The following is a 15242-nucleotide window of genomic DNA, read 5'->3' as shown; positions in this document are numbered from 1 at the left end:
GGCGAAACGGCTGGAATCGCGCGAATCGGCGTCTCATCAGGCCGCACGCTGGACTCGTGAAGGTCGCACTCCTCGCAGAATCGTTCCTCCCGCACATGAACGGCGTGACCCATTCCCTGCTCCAGGTGCTCCGCCACCTCGAGCGACGCGGACACGACGCCCTCGTGATCGCCCCGCGATCCGGACCGGCCGGCGCACCGCGCGACCGATCCCGCGACGGGGCGTTCGACGACCTGCACGGCGCCCGCACCGTGCTGCTGCCCTCCATGCCACTGCCCACCTACCCCGACGTGCGGGTGACACTCGCCGGCGCGCACAAGCTCGCCGCACTCCTGCGCGAGCACGAGGCCGACGTCGTGCACCTCGCGTCGCCGTTCGTGCTCGGCTGGCGCGGCGTCGCCGCCGCCGAATCGCTCGGCATCCCGACCGTCGCGGTCTATCAGACCGACATCCCGTCCTACGCCGAACGCTACGGCGTGCCCGGCGCGGCGCCCGCGCTCGCACGACACATGGCCAAGCTGCACCAGCGCGCCACGATCACGCTCGCGCCCTCGAGTTCGGCCGTCGACCGGCTCACGGGCCTCGACGTCGACCCCGACCGCATCGCGCTCTGGCGCCGCGGCGTCGACACCCGCCGGTTCGCGCCGACGCGACGCAGCGACGGCTGGCGCCGACGGGTCGCCGGGGCGGCGCCCGACGACGTCGTGATCGGTTACGTCGGACGCCTCGCGCCCGAGAAGCAGGTCGAGGACCTGCGCGCCATCGCCGACCTGCCCCGCACGCGGCTCGTCGTCGTCGGCGACGGCCCGTCGCGACCCGTCCTCGAGCGGATGCTGCCGAACGCCGTCTTCACCGGATTCCTGGGCGGCGACGCGCTCGCCGAGGCCATGGCCGGGTTCGACGTGTTCGTGCACCCCGGCGAGAGCGAGACGTTCTGCCAGACCATCCAGGAGGCGCTCGCAAGCGGCGTGCCGGTCGTCGCCACCGGGCGCGGTGGCCCGCTCGACCTCGTCGAGAACAGCGTCGACGGCTGGCTCTACCGGCCGGGCGACCTCGCCGAGTTCCGCGATCGGGTGCGCGACCTCGTCGGAGACGACGCCAAGCGCCGGGCGTTCGCCGTTCGCGCCAGGGAGGCCGTGCGGGGTCGCGGATGGGACGTGCTCGGCGACGAGCTGCTCGGGCACTACGAGCGGGCGATGGGTGGGGTGAGCCGGGCTCCTGTTCCTGGTCCCGCTCCTGCTCCCGCTCCCGCTCCTGCTCCCGCTCCCGCTCCTGCTCCCGCTCCCGCCTCCGCCCGCGTCCGGGGCGCGGCGGGCGTCGACGCTCGGCGGACGCCGGCTCCGAGCGGGCCCGCCGTGGCGCGCGAACGCCGCGCCGCGGCATCCGCACCGTCCGCGCCGCCGCGCTGGACCCGGTACGTGGCCGTCGGCGACTCGCTCAGCGAAGGCCTCTGCGACACCTCGCGCATGGCGGCCGGGGAGTACCGCGGCTGGGCCGACCGCCTCGCGATGCTGCTCGCGCTCGCGAGCCCCGAGGGCGACCGCGTCTCGTACGCGAATCTCGCGGTGCGCAGCCGCAAGGTCGCCGACGCCGTCGAGACGCAGGTGCCCGACGCGACCGCGCTCGGAGCCGATCTCGTGAGCGTGCTCATCGGCGCCAACGACCTCGTGGGCCCCCGGCCCGACGTGCACGCGCTCGCGGACCGACTCGCGGCGTCGGTCGCCGACGTGCGCGCCACCGGGGCCGACGTGCTGCTCGTGACGCCGTTCATGCCGCAGCGGCCGGCCTCCCGCCTGTACGAGGCCCGCTTCGCCGCCTTCGCCGACCGCCTCGTCGGCATCGGCCACGACACCGGCGCGATCGTGCTCGACGTCGCCGCCATGCCGGCCCTCACGGTCAAGGGCATGTGGGCCGAGGACCGGGTGCACCTGAACTCGGCCGGGCACCGCGCGCTCGCCTACGAGGCGGCCAGGGCGCTCGGGGTTCCGGATGCCGCGGCGCTCGGAGCCCTCGAGCAGGCCGCGCACGAACTCGACCCCGACGCCCTGGCCGACGACGCGGCCGCGCGCGACGGCCACATCGGCGACGCGGAGTGGCTCGTGCGGCATGCGGCCCCGTGGATCGCGAGGCGCCTGCGCGGCCGCACGGCGGGCGACGGACGCCGCGCGAAGCGCCCCGAACTGCAGCCCGTGCTCGACGTCGCCGGCGCGACATCCGCTGTTCACGGGTGAAAAACAGGGCACCTGCTAGGCTTGACGAGGTTGCCGAGAGGTCATCGTGCAGGTGCGCGGTGTCGCGAGGCGGCTGACGGAGCAGGCCGGCAGGAAGCTGGTCCCCTGTGGTGGATCACCAAACGAGGTCTCGAGACGCGCATCGCGCGCTCGACCGGGCAGTTGGTGGACTTCTACTGGTGGCCAGCGTGAACCCATCGTCCTGATGCGATTCGTATTGCCTGTTCCTGCTCCTGACGTACGAGTCGTGCCCATACGGGGTGCGACGAAAAACAAAGGAGAGAGACCTCTTGGAAGGTCCTGAAATCACGTTCGCCGAAACCGTCATCGACAATGGCAAGTTCGGCACCCGCACCATCCGGTTCGAGACCGGCCGCCTCGCGCAGCAGGCGCAGGGCTCGGCCGTCGCCTACATCGACGAAGAGACCATGCTGCTCTCGGCGACGTCCGTCTCCAAGCAGCCGAAGGACCACTTCGACTTCTTCCCCCTGACCATCGACGTCGAAGAGCGCATGTACGCCGCGGGCCGCATCCCGGGCTCGTTCTTCCGTCGCGAGGGCCGCCCCTCGACCGAGGCGATCCTCACCTGCCGTCTCATCGACCGCCCCCTGCGCCCCTCGTTCGTCGAGGGCCTGCGCAACGAGGTCCAGGTCGTCGTCACCGTGCTCGCGATCGAGCCCGACGAGCTCTACGACGTGCTCGCCATCAACGCCGCGTCGCTCTCGACGCAGCTCTCGGGCCTGCCGTTCTCCGGCCCCGTCGCCGGCGTGCGCGTCGCGCTCATCGACGGCCAGTGGGTCGCGTTCCCCAAGTTCAGCCAGCTCGAGGACGCCGTCTTCAGCATGGTCGTCGCGGGTCGCGTCATCACCGAGAACGACGGTTCGCAGGATGTCGCGATCATGATGATCGAGGCCGAGGCCACCGACAACGCGTGGAACCTCATCCAGGCCGGCGCCGTCAAGCCGAGCGAAGAGGTCATCGCGCAGGGCATCGAGGCATCGAAGCCGTTCATCAAGCAGCTCGTCGAGGCGCAGCAGGTGGTCGCCAAGACCGCCGCGAAGCCCGTCGCCGACTACCCGACCTTCCCGCCCTACCAGGCCGAGGTCAAGTCGGCCGTCGAGGCGTTCGCGAGCGCCGAGCTCAAGGACGTCTACAAGATCGCCGGCAAGGTCGAGCGTCAGGACGCCGACGACGCGCTCAAGTCGCGCGTCAAGGAGCACGTCGCGGCCAAGGTCGAAGCGGGCGAGCTGCCCGAGTCGGCCAACGCCGAGGTCTCCGCGGCCTACAAGTCGGTCACCAAGAAGGTCATGCGCACGCGCGTGCTCGAAGAGGGCGTCCGCATCGACGGCCGCGGCCTCGCCGACATCCGCCCGCTCGACGCCGAGGTGCAGGTCGTGCCCCGCGTTCACGGCTCGGCCATCTTCCAGCGCGGCGAGACCCAGATCCTGGGTGTCACCACGCTGAACATGCTGAAGCTCGAGCAGTCGATCGACTCGCTGAGCCCGGTCACCAAGAAGCGCTACATGCACAACTACAACTTCCCGCCCTACTCGACCGGTGAGACCGGTCGCGTCGGGTCGCCGAAGCGTCGCGAGATCGGGCACGGCGCACTCGCCGAGCGCGCCCTCGTGCCCGTGCTGCCCACGCGCGAGGAGTTCCCCTACGCGATCCGCCAGGTGTCCGAGGCGCTGAGCTCCAACGGCTCCACGTCGATGGGCTCGGTCTGCGCCTCGACGCTGTCGCTGCTCAACGCCGGTGTGCCGCTGCGCGCGCCCGTCGCGGGCATCGCCATGGGCCTCATCTCCGACACCATCGACGGCGAGACGCGCTACGCGGCCCTCACCGACATCCTCGGTGCCGAAGACGCCCTCGGCGACATGGACTTCAAGGTCGCCGGCACGTCGGAGTTCGTGACGGCGATCCAGCTCGACACGAAGCTCGACGGCATCCCCGCCTCGGTGCTCGCCGGCGCGCTGACGCAGGCGAAGGAGGCTCGCACGACGATCCTCGCCGTGCTGAACGCCGCGATCGACGCTCCCGACGAGATGGCCCCGACCGCGCCCCGCGTGATCTCGGTGCAGATCCCCGTCGACAAGATCGGCGAGCTGATCGGCCCGAAGGGCAAGACGATCAACGCCATTCAAGACGAGACCGGCGCCGACATCTCCATCGAGGAGGACGGCACCGTCTACATCGGCGCCGTCGACGGTCCGTCGGCCGAGGCCGCCCGTGCCCAGGTCAACGCGATCGCCAACCCGACCAACCCCGAGGTCGGCGAGCAGTTCCTCGGCACCGTCGTGAAGATCGCCGCCTTCGGCGCGTTCGTCTCGCTGCTGCCCGGCAAGGACGGCCTGCTCCACATCAGCGAGGTGCGCAAGCTCGCCGGTGGCAAGCGCGTCGAGAACGTCGAAGACGTGCTCGGCGTCGGCCAGAAGATCCTCGTCGAGATCACGAAGATCGACGACCGCGGCAAGCTCTCGCTCGCCCCGGTCGTGGCCGACGAAGCCGACACCGATGGTCGCGAGACCTCCGGCATCCACGCCGAGGAGCCTGCAGAGGGCGCCGACGCGTAGTCACCGCTTCATCGCAGACGGATGCCCCGCCCGACTCGTTCGGGCGGGGCATCCGTCGTCTGCCACACGAAGTGGGGCCTGCCTGCCCGTGCCGGCCGGGAGTATGGTGCGCCCCATGATGAAGAATCCTCACGTGAGAAGGGGGCTTCCGTCTCGTCTCGGCGCCCTCGCGCTGATCTCCACGGCGCTCGTCGTCGGCCTTGCCGCGACCCCGGCGGCCGCGCTGCCGTCCACGGGCGCAGGCGCTGCCGCGTCCAGCGCAGCATCCGCCGTTTCGACCGGTTGGTCACCCCCCGCGGCGCGCGGGTACGTCGCGCTCGGCGACTCGTTCACGGCAGGCCAGGGCGCCCCGCCGTACCGATCCGACGACTGCAAGCAGAGCCGGTACACGAGCTACCCGACGGTGGCGGCGCTCTTCAGCCTCTACCGGCTCACTGAGAACCGGGCGTGCTCGGGCGCGACGGTCGCGGCCACCGGCGCCCAGCTCGTCGGCGTGAGCCCCGACACGAAGCTCGTCACCCTGACGGTGGGCGGCATCGACGCCGGGTCGAACGAGGTGCTCGGGGCCTGCGCCCTGAACCCCGACCCGAACGCCGAGCCGTGCAAGAGCGCCCTCGCGTTGAGTGCGGCGAAGCTCGCCGCGCTCGGGCCCCAGCTCGTCGGGCTCTACACGACGATCGCCGCGACCCTGCCGAACGCGAAGGTCGTGGTGATGAACTACCCGAGGCTGTTCAACCCGGGCGTCACGCCGCTCGGCGACCTCGTGAACCAGTCGAGCGACGCGCTGAACGCCGTGATCGCCGGCGCCGTCGCGGCGACCGCCAATCCGCGGGTCGCGCTCGTCGACGTGACGCAGGAGTTCGCCGGGCACGGCATCGGCGCCAGGCTGCCGTACATCTCGTTCGATCCGGCGAACGTGCTGGCCTCGGCGAACTTCCACCCGAACGCGCTCGGCAACGCGTTCGGCTACGCGCGGGCGCTCGCGAACGATCGGGTGCTCAGCCGCTGAGGCGTCGGCTGCGGCCCGAACAGACGGATGCCCCGCCCGAGGTCGTTCGGGTGGGGCATCCGCCGTGTGCGAGGGCACGCGGCAGGCTCGTGAGCGAGCGGATGCCGCGGGCGGGCGTCAGTACAGCTGCTGCACGCTGCTGCGGATCATCGCGTCGCGCTCGGCGAGGGCCGAAGCGGCGATCGCGCGCGCCTCGAGTCTCGCGACGAGGCGGGCCCGGTCGTTGCGCCGAGCGGCGCGGCGCAGGCCCCACTCGGCGATGCCGAGTCCGCTGCGCACGGCGAGCGCGGCGATGGCGCCCGAGCCGGGGGAGAGGGTTGCGGTGGTCATCTCATGGCTCCTTCGTGGTGTCGGTCGGGGATGTGCGAGGCGCATCGCCGGCGGTCGGCTCGCCGCGCATCAGCGGGAACGCGTTGATGTGGATCTGCACCGGCCGGGAACCGGGGGTCGGCGTGCGCTTGTAGGCGTCGATGTAGGTCTTCAGCACGACGTCGAGGTCGGCGACGAGGGCGCCGAGCTGGTCTGGTGTCAGGCGCAGGTTGATGGTGTCGCTCGTGGCGATGTCGAGCCACTCGTCGCCGAAGACCTGGTCGCCCTCGAGCACGAACTCGCGGAAGTTCGTCTCGCGCGAGCGGAACCACTCGTCTTCGACGAGCTTGACGGCGAGGCGTTCGGCGCTGCCGGCGGGCAGCGAGCGGGCGTCGGGGATCGCGATGGAGCCCGGCGTGCGCTCCCACCAGCGTTCGCGACCCTTGCCCCGCGTGGTGTCCTCGCGCACGAGTCCCGCGCGTTCGAGCTGGCGCAGGTGGTAGCTCGTGGAGCCGCTCGACTCGCCGAGACGTTCGCCGAGCCCGCTCGCGGTCATCGGGCCGTACGACGAGAGCTCGTCGTAGATGCGCACGCGCAACGGGTGGGCGAGGGACTTGAGGCTGGACGACGGCAGGACGTGGTCGATGCCCGGGTGCCGCGAGCTGCTGGGCTGCGAGCTGAGGTCGGTGGGTTCGTTGGTCGTCATGATGCAAAGATACCGCTGCAAAGACTTTCTTGCAAACATGTCTTTGCAACATGTTCTTTGCATCGCGATCGGACGTCGCGCGCGGCCGACCGCGAGTGCCTCAGGCCCGGCCGGGGCGAACGGTCGAGATCACCGCATCGGCGAGACGTCCGGCGCTGCCGGCAGCCCGGTCGAGGTAGAGCATCGGCTCCACGAGTTCCAGTTCGAGCACCGCGAGCCGCCCGCCGAAGCGCACGACGTCGATGCGGGCGTAGAGCAGCTCGAACGGCAGCCGGCCGAGCATCGCCGCGACCTGCGCGACATCGTCGGCCGCGGCATCCGCTCGCTCGACCGTGCCGCCGTAGATGGGGTGCGCGCGGAAGTCGCCGGCGGCAGGCCGCTTGCGCAGCACATGGCTGAGTGCGCCGCCGAGGAACACGAACGAGAGTTCGCCCTCGTCGAGGATGGCGGGCGCGAACGGCTGCACGAGCACCTCGACCCCGGGAGGCAGGCCGCGAAGCACGGCGGCCAGCCCCGCGGCATCCGCTCGCTCGACGCCCGAGCCGCCGGCGCCGACGGCGGGCTTCAGCACGAGGCTCGACCAGCCGGCCCGGTCGACCGCGGCCAGCAGTCGCGGCGCGTCGGCAGGCGTGCCCCGCACCACGGGCACGATCGGAACGCCCAGCCGGGCGAGGTCGTCGAGGTAGCGCTTGTCGAGGTTCCAGGCGACCGCCGCGAGCGGGTTCGACAGCGTGCACGTCGAGCGGTCGATGCGCGTCATGGCCTCGACGAACCCGGCCGGACGGTCGACGTAGTCCCACGTGCTGCGCAGCACGGCCACGTCGAACCCGTTCCAGTCGACCTCCTGCGCCGACCAGACCACCGGTTCGGCGTCGACGCCGCGTTCGCGCAATGCCTCGATCAGCCGCCGATCGTCGTCGAAGAGCGCCTCGACGTCGTCGATCTCCCACGTGACGAAGCGCGGGAGCCGTTCGCACCGCAGCACCGCGACGCGCATCGCGGCTCAGCTCGGCCGCTCGAGCAGCGGGCCGAGGCGGTAGGGGATCAGCTCGCCCATCGCGAGGGAGGTCTCGGTGCGCTCCACGCCGCCGATCGCGAGGATCTCCCCGTCGATGCGGAACAGGTCGTGCGCATCGCGGCACACCACGCGCACGAGCAGGTCGACCGATCCCGAGAGGCCGTGCGCCTGGATCACCTCGGGAATCTGCGAGACCGCGGCGACCACCTCGGTCAGCCGCTTCTGCTGCAGGTGCACCGAGACGAACGCCTCGAGCGGGTAGCCGATCGGCACCGGGTCGATGCTGCGTTCGAACGAGAGGAAGGCTCCGGATGTCTCGAGCCGCGCCATGCGCGCCTGCACGGTGTTGCGCGAGAGGCCGAGGCGATCGGCGAGGGCGACCACGGTCGCGCGCGGGTCACCGCCGAGGGCTCCGAGGAGCGCGCGGTCGACGTCGTCGTAACCGGTCATACCGCCAGACGATAGCACCCGATCGAGGTCTCTGGTTGAGCAACATGCTCAACCGATCTTCCAATGCTTGAGCGCAGTGCCATCTCGACGTACGCTCGCGGTATCCGGCAGTGTCGCCGGGTACGGCTGCTCACGAGGCGGTCGTCGAGAGCGAGGATCCACCCATGACCCCATCCGACCGCGTCGCCACCGGGCTGCTGACCCGGGCCGACGGTTTCGTCCAGCTCATCACCCCCGAGGGGGAACGGCGCGCAGACCCCGACCTCGATCGCTGGGTCGTCGACATCGACACCGAGGCCCTCCGCGGGCTGTACCGGGACATGTCGGTGCTGCGTCGCATCGACTCCGAGGGCATCGCCCTGCAGCGCCAGGGCGAGGTCGGCCTCTGGCCGCCGCTGCTCGGCCAGGAGGCCGCGCAGGTCGGCTCCGCGCGGGCGCTCCGCTCCGACGACTTCGTCTTCGGCAGCTACCGCGAGCACGGCGTCGCCTGGGTCCGCGGCATCGACCCGGCCGACGTGCTCCGCGTCTGGCGCGGCGCGGCGTCCTCCGGCTGGAACCCGTACGACTACGGCATGGCGGTTCCGCAGATCATCATCGGCGCACAGTCGCTGCACGCGACCGGCTGGGCGATGGGCGCGAAGTGGGACGGGTCGGATGCCGCGGCCGTCGCGTACTTCGGCGACGGAGCGACGAGCGAGGGCGACGTGAACGAGGCGCTCGTGTTCGCCGCGAGCTTCGAGGCGCCGGTCGTGTTCTTCTGCCAGAACAACGGCTGGGCGATCTCCGAACCGGTCGGACTGCAGTCCAAGCAGCCGCTCGCACAGCGCGGCGACGGCTTCGGGGTGCCGGGCATCCGCGTCGACGGCAACGACGTGCTGGCCGTCCTCGCGGCGACCCGCATCGCCCTCGATCGCGCCCGACGCGGCGGTGGCCCGACCTTCATCGAGGCCGTGACCTACCGCATGGGTCCGCACACGACGGCCGACGACCCCAAGCGATACCGCACCGACGACGAGCTCGCCGACTGGCGCGCCCGCGACCCCATCGCCAGGGTCGGGGCCCTGCTCGCGGCATCCGGTCTCGACCTCGAGACCCTCGAGCGCGAGGTCGAGGTCGAGGCCGCACGCGCGGCCGGCGCCCTCCGCGCCTCGATCGCGACCATGGCCGACCCCGAGCCGATGACCGTGTTCGACCACGTCTACGCCGAGCCGCATTCGCACCTCGACCGCCAGCGCGAGCAGTACGCGAGGTACCTCGCGCAGTTCGACGACGGCGCGTCCGCGCAGACCGAGGGAGGCGCACGATGACCACGCTCACGCTCGGCGCCGCCATCAACGCCGGCCTTCGCAACTCGCTCGCGAACGACGACCGCGTCGTGCTCATGGGCGAGGACATCGGCACCCTCGGCGGCGTGTTCCGCATCACCGACGGGCTCAAGGCCGAGTTCGGCGCGCACCGCGTCGTCGACACCCCGCTCTCCGAGGCCGGCATCATCGGCACCGCGGTGGGCCTCGCCTATCGGGGCTACCGGCCCGTCGTCGAGATCCAGTTCGACGGGTTCATCTACCCGGGCTTCGACCAGATCGTCGCGCAGGTCGCGAAGCTGCACCGCCGTTCACGCGGCACGGTGAAGATGCCGATCACGATCCGGGTGCCCTTCGGCGGCGGCATCGGCGCGGCCGAGCACCACTCCGAGTCGCCCGAGGCCTACTTCGCGCACACCGCAGGGCTGCGGGTCGTCTCGTGCTCGGATGCCGCCGACGCCTACGTCATGATCCAGCAGGCCATCGCGAGCGACGACCCCGTGCTGTTCTTCGAGCCCAAGCGCCGCTACCACGTCAAGGGCGAGGTCGACGATCGGGCGAGCCTCGCCGACGCGAAGCCGATGGGCATCGCCTCGGTCGTGACCTCCGGATCCGACGTCACGCTCGTGACCTACGGCGCGCTCGTGCAGGTCGCACGCGACGCGGCCATCGCGGCCGCGGAGGAGGGCGTGTCGATCGAGGTCATCGACCTGCGGTCGCTCTCGCCGCTCGACCTCGTCACGGTCGCGGACTCCGTGCGTCGCACCGGGCGACTCGTGATCGCCCACGAGGCCGGGCAGCAGCTCGGACTCGGCGCCGAAGTCGCGGCGAGCATCACCGAGCGGTGCTTCGAGTACCTCGAGGCCGCGCCCGTGCGCGTCACGGGCCACGACATCCCGTACCCGCCCGCGAAGCTCGAGCGGCACCACGTGCCCGACCTCGACCGCATGCTCGACGGCGTCGACCGAGCACTGGGCCGGCCCAACTCGCTGAGCGGGGTGGAGGCGTGAGCATGATCCGCGACTTCCCGCTGCCCGACCTCGGCGAGGGACTGACCGAGTCCGAGATCGTCGCCTGGCGCGTCGCCGTCGGCGACCGCGTCGAGCTGAACCAGATCATCGCCGACGTCGAGACGGCCAAGGCGGTCGTCGAGCTGCCGTCGCCGTTCGCGGGCGTCGTCACGGCGCTGCACGCGGGCGAGGGCGAGACCGTGAACGTCGGGGCGCCGCTGTTCTCGTGCGACACGGGCGAGGGCGGGTCGGGCGAGGGTGCGCCGGATGACTCGGCGGCGGCCCGGCCGGTCGCGCCCGGTGCCGGTGCCGCGCCCGCAAGGGATCAGGGGGCGGATGACGCGCCCGGGCCGAACCTCGTCGGGTACGGCGCCGGCGTCGAGTCGGGTCCGAAACGCCGGGCCAGGCGCACGGCGCTCGCAGCCGACCTGGTGCCCGCGCTGCCCGCCGAGACGGCGCCGCCGGTCGACGACGCGGCCTCCGCGCCCGGCGCCCCGCCCGTCGCAGCAGCGGCGCCGCCGTCCGAGCGACCGCGCTCGACGCCCCCCGTGCGGAAGCTCGCGCACGACCTCGGCGTCGACCTGGCCGCGGTGCACGGCACCGGCGAGCGCGGACTCATCACCCGCGCCGATGTCGAGGCCGCGGCATCCGCTCGCCCGACGTCCGAGGCAACAATGGCGCCCGAATCGACGGAGACCGGGCCGCAGGTCGGTGCCGCGGCGGTCGGTGACGTGCGCATCCCGATCAGGGGCGTGCGCAAGCACACCGCGGCCGCGATGGTGGCGAGCGCGTTCACGGCGCCGCACGTCACCGAGTTCCTCACGATCGACGTCACCGCCACCATGGACCTCGTGCGAAGCCTGCGCGAGGACCGAGCGTTCGCCGGGCACCGCGTCACCCCCCTCGCGGTCGTTGCGAAGGCCGTGTGCCTCGCCGCCCGGCGGACGCCCGACGTGAACGCGCGGTGGGAGGAGTCGTCGCAGGAGATCGTGCAGTTCGCCTCGGTGAACCTCGGCATCGCCGCGGCCACCGAGCGGGGCCTCGTCGTGCCGAACGTGAAGGCCGCCGAACGCCTGACGCTCATCGAACTGGCCGATGCGATCGGCGAGCTCGCCACCACGGCCCGCGAGGGTCGCACGCGCCCGGCCGACCTCACGGGCGGCACCTTGTCGATCACCAACGTGGGCGTGTTCGGCGTCGACGCCGGCACGCCGATCCTGAACCCGGGGGAGGCCGTGATCCTCGCGATGGGCGCCGTGCGCCGTCAGCCCTGGGAGCACCGAGGCGAGATCGCCCTCCGCGAGGTCATGACGCTGAGCCTCTCGTTCGACCACCGCCTGGTCGACGGGCAGCAGGCGGCGTCCTTCCTCACGGATGTCGGGGCGATCCTCCGCGACCCGGCCCGTGCCCTGACGATGATCTGACGGCTCGTCGGCCGAGCCCCTATCGGCGGTCTCGACCGGGGAGGATGATGGCGGCATGGACCCGCAGCGCATCCTCACCCCGGCCGAGACCGCCGACGCGCTCGGCGGCACCGCGTTCGCGCACGTCGGCGAGCGGCTGGAGGGCGCCTACGTCACCGCGGATTTCGCGAGTGCCGTGCGCCTGCTCGACGCCGTCGCGGTCGCGGCCGACGAACTCGACCACCATCCCGACGTGACGGTCGGATGGGGCGCGATCGCGTTCGACCTGAGTTCGCACGACGCGGGCGGGGTGACGTCGCGCGACCTCGCGCTCGTCGGCCTCATCCAGGCGATCGCCGACGCGCAGGGCGCGCGGCCCCGAGGCTGAGCGGTCGCGCGCGGCGCGCGGCCCGAGGCTGAGCGGTCGCGCGCCGGCTCAGCCGAGCAGGTAGACCAGCCCGTCGACCGCAGGGTCGGGCGCGTTCGCGTCGGCGGGTCGGGCGGGATCCGGCGCGAAGCCGAGGCGTTCGAGCACGTGGATCGACCCGGTGTCGCCGGCGGCAACCCGTGCTCGCAGGGGGCCGTCGTCGAGCACCTCGACGAACAGCCGCAACGCCCGGCCGGCGGTGCCGTCATCGTGGCGTGCGACGTCGACCCGGTAGGCGACGAAGGCGCGGCCGTCTTCGAACCATCGCGTGACGTCGCCCACGATCTCGCCGTCGGCGCGGATGGTGCGGTGGTCGATCGTCGCGCGGTGCCGTTCGCTGACGGCCGGACCGGCGACGGGCGGTCCTGCGGTGGTGCGGGGGTCGTGCACGATGTGGTTCAGGGTGTCGAGATCCGTGTCGCGGGTCGCGCGCAGGCTCACGACATGAGGCTCGCCCATGCCATCTCCTCGAGGATGCCGCGGACGGTGCCGTCGGCGGGTCTGCGCCCAGGGGTGCGGGCGCTGTGGGGTGTGGAGTTGAGGAGTCCGAAGGCGGCGTGTGCCCGGAACCGCAGCTCCACCTCGGCCCGGTCGGGCCTGAGCTCTGCGAGGGTGGCGACCCATCGTTCGACGTAGCGTCGCTGCAGCGAGCGCACCTCGTGGCGTACGCCGGGGTCGAGTTGTTCGAGTTCGCGGTCCTGCACCGCGATGACGTCGGCCTGGCCGAGCGCGAAGGCGACGTGGAACCGGATGAGCGAGCGAAGGGCGCGTTCGGCGTCGGGTGCCTCGGCGAGCACGAGATCGGCGCCGTCGAGCAACGACCGGCTGGCGTCCTCGAGGATCGCGGCGAGCACGGCGGACTTGCCGGCGAAGTGCCGGTAGACGGCCGGGCCGCTGACGCCCACCGCGGTGCCGAGGTCTTCGATGGTGACGCCGGCGTAGCCGCGCTCGGCGAAGAGTCGGGCCGCGGCGGCGAGGATCGCCGCGCGGCGATCGGCCTTCAGCCGTCCGCGCTCGGTGAGCGGTGCAGCGGATGTCACGGTGCTTGCCATTTCGATGAGTGCTCGCTAACCTCGGGAATCGAGTTAGTGAACACTAACCGAAAATCGCGACGACGCACAAGAGCCGGCACCGGGTGTCGGCGCAACGCCCGCTCGCGAGACGACGCGGAGAGGCCGATGACGACACTCACGACGGCGATCGACCGGGCCGGCGAGGCCGGCTCAGCCGCACGACGCAATGCCGACGCGCACGCCGCACTCGTCGGCGAGCTGCGCGAACGCCTCGCCGTGGCCGCCCTCGGCGGCCCCGAGGCATCCCGCGACCGCCATGTCGCGCGCGGCAAGCTGCTGCCGCGCGACCGCGTCGACCGCCTGCTCGACGAGGGCAGCCCGTTCCTCGAACTCTCGCCGCTCGCGGCCGACGGCATGTACGGCGGCGACTCGCCGGGCGCCGGCCTCATCACGGGCGTGGGGCTCGTGCACGGGCGGCCCGTCGTCGTGGTCTGCAACGACGCGACGGTCAAGGGCGGCACCTACTACCCGCTGACCGTGAAGAAGCACCTGCGGGCCCAGGAGGTCGCGCGCGAGCACCGCCTGCCGTGCATCTACCTCGTCGACTCGGGCGGCGCGTTCCTGCCCATGCAGGACGACGTCTTCCCCGACCGCGAGCACTTCGGCCGCATCTTCTTCAACCAGGCCCAGCTCTCGTCGATGCGCATCCCGCAGCTCGCGGCCGTGCTGGGCTCGTGCACCGCGGGCGGCGCGTACGTGCCGGCGATGAGCGACGAATCGGTGATCGTGCGCGACCAGGGCACGATCTTCCTCGGCGGCCCGCCGCTCGTGAAGGCCGCGATCGGCGAGGTCGTGACCCCTGAAGAACTCGGCGGCGGCGACCTCCACGCCCGCACCTCAGGGGTCGTCGACCACCTCGCCGACGACGACGAGCACGCGCTCGAGACCGTGCGCGACATGGTCGCGACCCTGCCCGGCCAGGCGCCGAGGGCGTGGGCGGTGCGCGAGTCGCGACCTCCGGCGGTCGACCCCGCCACGCTCACCGAGGTCGTGCCCGTCGACGTGCAGCAGCCGTACGACGTGCGCGAGGTGATCGCCCGCCTCGTCGACGCGAGCGAGTTCACCGAGTTCAAGCCCGAGTACGGCGACACGCTCGTGACCGGCTTCGCGCACCTCGACGGGCACCCGGTCGGCATCGTCGCGAACAACGGCGTGCTCTTCAGCGAATCGGCCATGAAGGGCGCCCACTTCATCGAGCTCTGCGACCAGCGCGGCATCCCGTTGCTGTTCCTGCAGAACATCTCGGGCTTCATGGTGGGCCGCGACGCCGAGGCGGGCGGCATCGCCAAGCACGGCGCGAAGATGGTCACGGCGGTCGCCACGACCCGGGTGCCGAAGCTCACGGTCGTCATCGGCGGCTCGTTCGGCGCCGGCAACTACTCGATGTGCGGGCGGGCGTACTCGCCGCGATTCCTCTTCATGTGGCCGAACGCGCGCATCTCGGTCATGGGCGGCGAGCAGGCGGCATCCGTGCTCTCCACCGTGAAGGGCGACCAGCTCGCGGTGAAGGGCGAGGAATGGCCGGATGCCGCGGCCGAGGCGTTCAAGGCCCCGATCCGCGAGCAGTACGAGGCGCAGGGCAGCCCGTACCACTCGACCGCCAGGCTCTGGGACGACGGCATCATCGACCCGGCCGACACCCGCACGGTGCTCGCGATGGCCCTCGAGCTGGCGAGCCGCACGCCGCTGCCCGAGCCCGCGTTCGGACTCTTCCGCATGTGAGGCGGTG

General features: G+C 71.9%; 14 protein-coding genes. 8 read left to right on the top strand and 6 right to left on the bottom strand.

Going from position 1 to position 15242, the window contains the following annotated elements:
* Positions 1–56: 56 nt before the first annotated feature.
* The 3 genes from ATC03_RS12920 (at position 57) to ATC03_RS12910 (ending at position 5813) form a co-directional block, all read left to right on the top strand.
* Entirely contained in the window at positions 57–2231 is a 2175-nt protein-coding gene (locus tag ATC03_RS12920) for a glycosyltransferase (protein ID WP_067877767.1), read from the top strand.
* A gap of 290 nt (positions 2232–2521) precedes the next feature.
* Entirely contained in the window at positions 2522–4804 is a 2283-nt protein-coding gene (locus ATC03_RS12915; RefSeq protein ID WP_067877764.1) for a polyribonucleotide nucleotidyltransferase, read from the top strand.
* Between the two features lie 133 nt (positions 4805–4937).
* Positions 4938–5813: an SGNH/GDSL hydrolase family protein gene (locus ATC03_RS12910; RefSeq protein WP_161490344.1), complete on the top strand. Its 876-nt coding sequence runs from the start codon at positions 4938–4940 to the stop codon at positions 5811–5813.
* A gap of 117 nt (positions 5814–5930) precedes the next feature.
* Here ATC03_RS12910 and ATC03_RS12905 read toward each other — a convergent pair whose 3' ends face one another.
* The 4 genes from ATC03_RS12905 to ATC03_RS12890 form a co-directional block, all read right to left on the bottom strand.
* Positions 5931–6143, bottom strand: coding sequence for a hypothetical protein (locus tag ATC03_RS12905; protein WP_067877758.1), 213 nt, complete (start codon positions 6141–6143; stop codon positions 5931–5933).
* Position 6144: 1 nt separating this feature from the next.
* Positions 6145–6828: an ArsR/SmtB family transcription factor gene (locus tag ATC03_RS12900; protein WP_161490343.1), complete on the bottom strand. Its 684-nt coding sequence runs from the start codon at positions 6826–6828 to the stop codon at positions 6145–6147.
* Between the two features lie 100 nt (positions 6829–6928).
* The gene (locus tag ATC03_RS12895) at positions 6929–7825 is read right to left on the bottom strand and encodes an ATP-grasp domain-containing protein (protein ID WP_067877755.1); all 897 of its coding nucleotides are present in this window, start codon (positions 7823–7825) and stop codon (positions 6929–6931) included.
* 6 nt (positions 7826–7831) lie between these two features.
* Positions 7832–8296 (bottom strand): Lrp/AsnC family transcriptional regulator, encoded by a 465-nt coding sequence (locus tag ATC03_RS12890; RefSeq protein WP_067877753.1) that lies wholly within the window; start codon positions 8294–8296, stop codon positions 7832–7834.
* A gap of 164 nt (positions 8297–8460) precedes the next feature.
* Between ATC03_RS12890 and pdhA the strand changes: the two genes are divergently transcribed.
* Genes pdhA through ATC03_RS12870 form a run of 4 tightly spaced genes read left to right on the top strand, consistent with a single transcriptional unit; the run spans position 8461 to position 12401 of the window.
* A complete protein-coding gene (gene pdhA, locus ATC03_RS12885; protein WP_067877749.1) occupies positions 8461–9603 on the top strand; it encodes a pyruvate dehydrogenase (acetyl-transferring) E1 component subunit alpha in 1143 nt (380 codons plus the stop codon).
* Entirely contained in the window at positions 9600–10610 is a 1011-nt protein-coding gene (locus ATC03_RS12880) for an alpha-ketoacid dehydrogenase subunit beta (RefSeq protein WP_067877746.1), read from the top strand. The genes pdhA and ATC03_RS12880 overlap by 4 nt, the downstream gene beginning before the upstream one ends.
* 2 nt (positions 10611–10612) lie before the next feature.
* Positions 10613–12034 (top strand): dihydrolipoamide acetyltransferase family protein, encoded by a 1422-nt coding sequence (locus ATC03_RS12875; protein ID WP_067877742.1) that lies wholly within the window; start codon positions 10613–10615, stop codon positions 12032–12034.
* Between the two features lie 55 nt (positions 12035–12089).
* Positions 12090–12401, top strand: coding sequence for a 4a-hydroxytetrahydrobiopterin dehydratase (locus ATC03_RS12870; RefSeq protein WP_067877738.1), 312 nt, complete (start codon positions 12090–12092; stop codon positions 12399–12401).
* Between the two features lie 48 nt (positions 12402–12449).
* Here ATC03_RS12870 and ATC03_RS12865 read toward each other — a convergent pair whose 3' ends face one another.
* A complete protein-coding gene (locus tag ATC03_RS12865; RefSeq protein WP_152030953.1) occupies positions 12450–12899 on the bottom strand; it encodes a GNAT family N-acetyltransferase in 450 nt (149 codons plus the stop codon).
* The gene (locus ATC03_RS12860) at positions 12878–13492 is read right to left on the bottom strand and encodes a TetR/AcrR family transcriptional regulator (RefSeq protein ID WP_067877734.1); all 615 of its coding nucleotides are present in this window, start codon (positions 13490–13492) and stop codon (positions 12878–12880) included. The genes ATC03_RS12865 and ATC03_RS12860 overlap by 22 nt, the downstream gene beginning before the upstream one ends.
* Positions 13493–13618: 126 nt before the next feature.
* Here ATC03_RS12860 and ATC03_RS12855 point away from each other — a divergent pair, with 126 nt between their 5' ends.
* Positions 13619–15235: a carboxyl transferase domain-containing protein gene (locus tag ATC03_RS12855; protein ID WP_067877731.1), complete on the top strand. Its 1617-nt coding sequence runs from the start codon at positions 13619–13621 to the stop codon at positions 15233–15235.
* Positions 15236–15242 lie beyond the last annotated feature (7 nt).

Origin of the sequence: Agromyces aureus, from assembly GCF_001660485.1 — a bacterium.
GTDB lineage: Bacteria > Actinomycetota > Actinomycetes > Actinomycetales > Microbacteriaceae > Agromyces > Agromyces aureus.
This window is presented reverse-complemented; position numbering and strand designations above follow the sequence as displayed.

Coding starts and splice junctions, on each gene's coding strand:
- ATC03_RS12875 (WP_067877742.1), top strand. CDS start 10,613: ATGATCCGCGACTTCCCGCTGCCCGACCTCGGCGAGGGACTGACCGAG.
- pdhA (WP_067877749.1), top strand. CDS start 8,461: ATGACCCCATCCGACCGCGTCGCCACCGGGCTGCTGACCCGGGCCGAC.
- ATC03_RS12865 (WP_152030953.1), bottom strand. CDS start 12,899: ATGGGCGAGCCTCATGTCGTGAGCCTGCGCGCGACCCGCGACACGGAT.
- ATC03_RS12895 (WP_067877755.1), bottom strand. CDS start 7,825: ATGCGCGTCGCGGTGCTGCGGTGCGAACGGCTCCCGCGCTTCGTCACG.
- ATC03_RS12855 (WP_067877731.1), top strand. CDS start 13,619: ATGACGACACTCACGACGGCGATCGACCGGGCCGGCGAGGCCGGCTCA.
- ATC03_RS12870 (WP_067877738.1), top strand. CDS start 12,090: ATGGACCCGCAGCGCATCCTCACCCCGGCCGAGACCGCCGACGCGCTC.
- ATC03_RS12860 (WP_067877734.1), bottom strand. CDS start 13,492: ATGGCAAGCACCGTGACATCCGCTGCACCGCTCACCGAGCGCGGACGG.
- ATC03_RS12890 (WP_067877753.1), bottom strand. CDS start 8,296: ATGACCGGTTACGACGACGTCGACCGCGCGCTCCTCGGAGCCCTCGGC.
- ATC03_RS12880 (WP_067877746.1), top strand. CDS start 9,600: ATGACCACGCTCACGCTCGGCGCCGCCATCAACGCCGGCCTTCGCAAC.
- ATC03_RS12900 (WP_161490343.1), bottom strand. CDS start 6,828: ATGACGACCAACGAACCCACCGACCTCAGCTCGCAGCCCAGCAGCTCG.
- ATC03_RS12905 (WP_067877758.1), bottom strand. CDS start 6,143: ATGACCACCGCAACCCTCTCCCCCGGCTCGGGCGCCATCGCCGCGCTC.